This is a genomic window from Borborobacter arsenicus, from assembly GCF_003934165.1.
In the GTDB taxonomy this organism is placed as follows: domain Bacteria; phylum Pseudomonadota; class Alphaproteobacteria; order Rhizobiales; family Rhizobiaceae; genus Pseudaminobacter; species Pseudaminobacter arsenicus.
In genome coordinates, this window is record NZ_RKST01000082.1 from 1 (window position 1) to 3,364 (window position 3,364).

The 3,364-nt window shown below is 56.0% G+C and carries 2 protein-coding genes and 1 pseudogene; all 3 read right to left on the bottom strand.

Features of this window, described 5'->3' with window-relative positions:
• Positions 1-276: 276 nt before the first annotated feature.
• The gene (locus EET67_RS25200) at positions 277-1,155 is read right to left on the bottom strand and encodes a TniB family NTP-binding protein (protein ID WP_128628899.1); all 879 of its coding nucleotides are present in this window, start codon (positions 1,153-1,155) and stop codon (positions 277-279) included.
• Positions 1,152-2,558 (bottom strand): Mu transposase C-terminal domain-containing protein, encoded by a 1,407-nt coding sequence (locus tag EET67_RS25205; protein ID WP_165900047.1) that lies wholly within the window; start codon positions 2,556-2,558, stop codon positions 1,152-1,154. Before EET67_RS25205 ends, EET67_RS25200 begins: the two co-directional genes overlap by 4 nt.
• 358 nt (positions 2,559-2,916) lie before the next feature.
• A pseudogene (locus tag EET67_RS26750) lies at positions 2,917-3,246 on the bottom strand (IS110 family transposase); the annotation flags it as partial.
• Positions 3,247-3,364: the final 118 nt, after the last annotated feature.

Genomic DNA, 3,364 nt, shown 5'->3' on the forward strand with positions numbered 1-3,364 from the left:
TCCAAAACGCAAATGCCTCCGATGAAACCGGAGGCATTTTGATGACCCCACGTTAAGGGGTCCCGTTTGGACGAAAATCACCCCTCAAACAGGGTCCTCATTCCACGAAAAATCACACCACTCATGCACTTCCCTCAAAAGGTCCGGGACCTCGACCAGCGGATACAGTGTCGATTTACACTTCAATCTGGGACTCGGGCGTTTTCCGCAATAAGCTTACACTCCAACTGAGACTCAGCACGAGTGAGTCTCAAATGGAGTGTAACGTCTGGACGGCTACGCGAATGCCGCTTCCTTCTCCAAGGCTGGCCTCCACGATTCAATGCTGTCGTCGGTGATACGCTCGATACCATTCTGGATCGCCTCGATTGCGAGCTCGTTGAGTATCCCGAATACGCGAGCTGTGATGCCGTCACCGAGGCGAGAAAGGTGTCGTAGGCTTTGGCTTGACAAAGCCGATGGCTGCCTGAGTGGCAGGCTGCGCAGGATCGCCGTTACAAGTTCCTGGAATTCCTCATCTGCCTTCCATCTCGGCAGAACAAACTGATCAAGACGCCGGGCCAGTTGGGTGTCGCCGGCAATCGCATCACGCGCTTCCGACACACCAAGGCAGACAAGTGACGCTTTGATCTCGTTGCTCAGGTATCGCAAAAGCTGGAGGATCACGCGCTGTTCTCTCGGGGTGCCGGCGAGGAGGTTATGAACCTCGTCAAACACCAGAACACGGACATTGTTGCTTTTCAGCAGGAGAACGGTCCGGATCTCAAGTTCCATGAGGGTCAGACGTTCGTTTATGCTGGCCCCCATGGCCATGAGCAGTTGCCCGTATATCCGGCGCTCTGTTGGGCGCGACGTCAACGTAATCGCCAGCACCGGCATCCTCTCCACGCCGGTGCTGGGGTTGATCGTCGGCGGGTGATCCCGCTTGAACTTCTCCACGAGCATTGTTTTGCCCATGCCGCTATGACCATAGATTGCGAGACCGGGTGGACGTGTTGTTGGCGGATGGTCGCACAACGCATCAAGATGGCGTAACACCCGGCGAGCGCGATCAAAGCCTACCCAGCGATCGGATCGAATGGCACGTATCCTTGTATGGTTGGGCCCATTTGCCAGTGCGGCAGCGCCGGGCGCCAGATGTGGGAGTTCAATCATTGATCCCAGAATTCCGTGTCGTCGTCTGAATGGATTGGTTTTGCCATATCGATTGCCGTAACGGGACTGTGTTCCTCGTGTCCCGGTTCAATAGGTCTGCGCTTAATACTACGGCGCGCTCTTGCGCTTGAGGATGCGGCGATATCTTCGATCTGCCTCTGCTGCGCGATGGCTGCAAAGATAACGCCTTCCTGCAATTCAAGCCGTCCCTGGTCTCGAAGCATCTTCTTGGCATGCTTCCATTCCCACCAGGAGACAGGCGGGAATGCGAGATTGCGGTACCGTGCTTCGATAAACCGACCATCTGATTGGCGAACGAATATTCGGGAAAGGTCGCGTGGGTCATATTTGATCTCGAGTTCGGTGCCGCGACCGACATCACGTGATAGGGCGTCGGACCAGTACCGGATTTTTTCCAGATGAATGCCGTCCTTCAGCAAGCGACGTCGATCGCCTGGCAGGAAACTGGTCCAGAATGCCATTCGATCAGAAGGCAGGTTGAAGTCGACTTCACCTTGCCGCTCGCGCCAGACGGAAAGGGGAGGCCGCAACAGTGATGAGTGGATGCGCTGATGGTATTTGCCTGTGATCTCCAGGGCGATCCATTTCTCCAACTCTCGCAATGTAAGGTTGGCGCGGCCCTCGGAATCGTAGCCGCCTCTGATCTTCACATTGCTGAACGTTGTGCCAGGCAGCAGATGCACTGCCCCCATCATTGTGCCGATCAGCCGCTCGATATGCCCCCCAAAGCGCGGTGTTGCCGGCGGTCTGAACTGGAGTTTCATCCCATACTCTCTGCAGGCATCGGACAACGCCCGTGACCTGAAATCCGCGCCATTGTCGCAGTGCAAAACCTCGGGCAATCCAGCAACAGGCCAGGGGATGTCAATTTCACGCTCATCCAGCCAGGCAGTCTTGTCGTACACCGCGTGCAGGAGGCAGAGTCCAACAGACGTACTTGATGGTGCCTCCAATGATAGATGGAAACCCGCGACCATTCTCGTGCAGACGTCGATGGCAATCGTCAGAACTGGTCGACCGATGGGTCTTCGAAACTGTTCGTCGACAACAATGACATCGACGATTGTATGATCGATCTGCCAAAGGGCATTGGGTTTGGCGACAGAGAATCGACCGGGGCTTGGCGTGGATGCGGCCTCAATCTCGCGCTCCCCGCGTTTGCGGGCCGCTGAAATCGGTATCAGTTCCGATACCCTCCGCTGGACGGTGCTGCGGTGAGGCGGGGACAAACCTTCGGTGAGGCAGACTTCCCGGATACGCCGCATCAGTGCAGCAACGTTTGGCTTCTCCTTCTTGAGCCAGAAGCTATCCACTTGCTCGGCAATGACGCGCTCGGTTCTTGGGTCGAGCCTGACCGCGCCTTCGTGCGTACCACGTTTCATGGGTCGCAAACTTGATGCGCGTTGCGTCCTTCTGAACCGTGCAGCCAGCCGGAACAGCGTCGATCGCGGGATGCCAAGTCTTTCGCGTGCAGTTGCGACAACCTCAGCGGTCACTAGCCCGCCTGTACGGCGAAGAAGATATCGAAGGAACTCTTCCGGGCTGTCATCTTGATCGGGGAAATCCGAGGATGAGGTCATAACCGACACTACAGTCGATCGACCGGTCGATCAATCTCAATTTGAGTGTAACAAATGCTCGCCGGAGTCTCGTTTGAAGCGTAAGGCGTTACACTTCAGTCTCTCGCAAACCGTTGAAAACGCTCAATGTGTGAGTCCCATTTTCAAACATAAATCGACAATTGAGCACGCCAACGCCAGGGATAGAGGTCAATCTGCGGGTGGCGGCATCATTCCGCGCCAGTTTGACAAACTCGCCGTTCAGTATTCCGATCTTCGCGTCGATTTCTTTCCATTCGGCACGCAGTTCACCAACCAACTGACGAATGCGCGGTGACAATACCTCAATGCCTTTGGCAAGCATCTCATCCACGCCAAGCTCGAGCTTTCGCCGGCCGGCCTGGAAGATCACCCCGCGCTCCAGTAGGATCGCACGAAGCTGATTGATAAGGTTGGTTCGTTCGGCCACAAGGCGCGAGCGCACTCGGTGTAGCGTTTGGATGTCCAACTGCGGCGATGTCACGTTAACTTGCGCCTTGGTCGCGGGAGACGTTCTGCCTTGCTGTTTGAATTCAGACCACGGTTCCGGCCACAGCTTTCCACTCGGCGATTGCTAGGAATCGGTGAAC

Coding starts and splice junctions, on each gene's coding strand:
- EET67_RS25200 (WP_128628899.1), bottom strand. CDS start 1,155: ATGATTGAACTCCCACATCTGGCGCCCGGCGCTGCCGCACTGGCAAAT.
- EET67_RS25205 (WP_165900047.1), bottom strand. CDS start 2,558: ATGAAACGTGGTACGCACGAAGGCGCGGTCAGGCTCGACCCAAGAACC.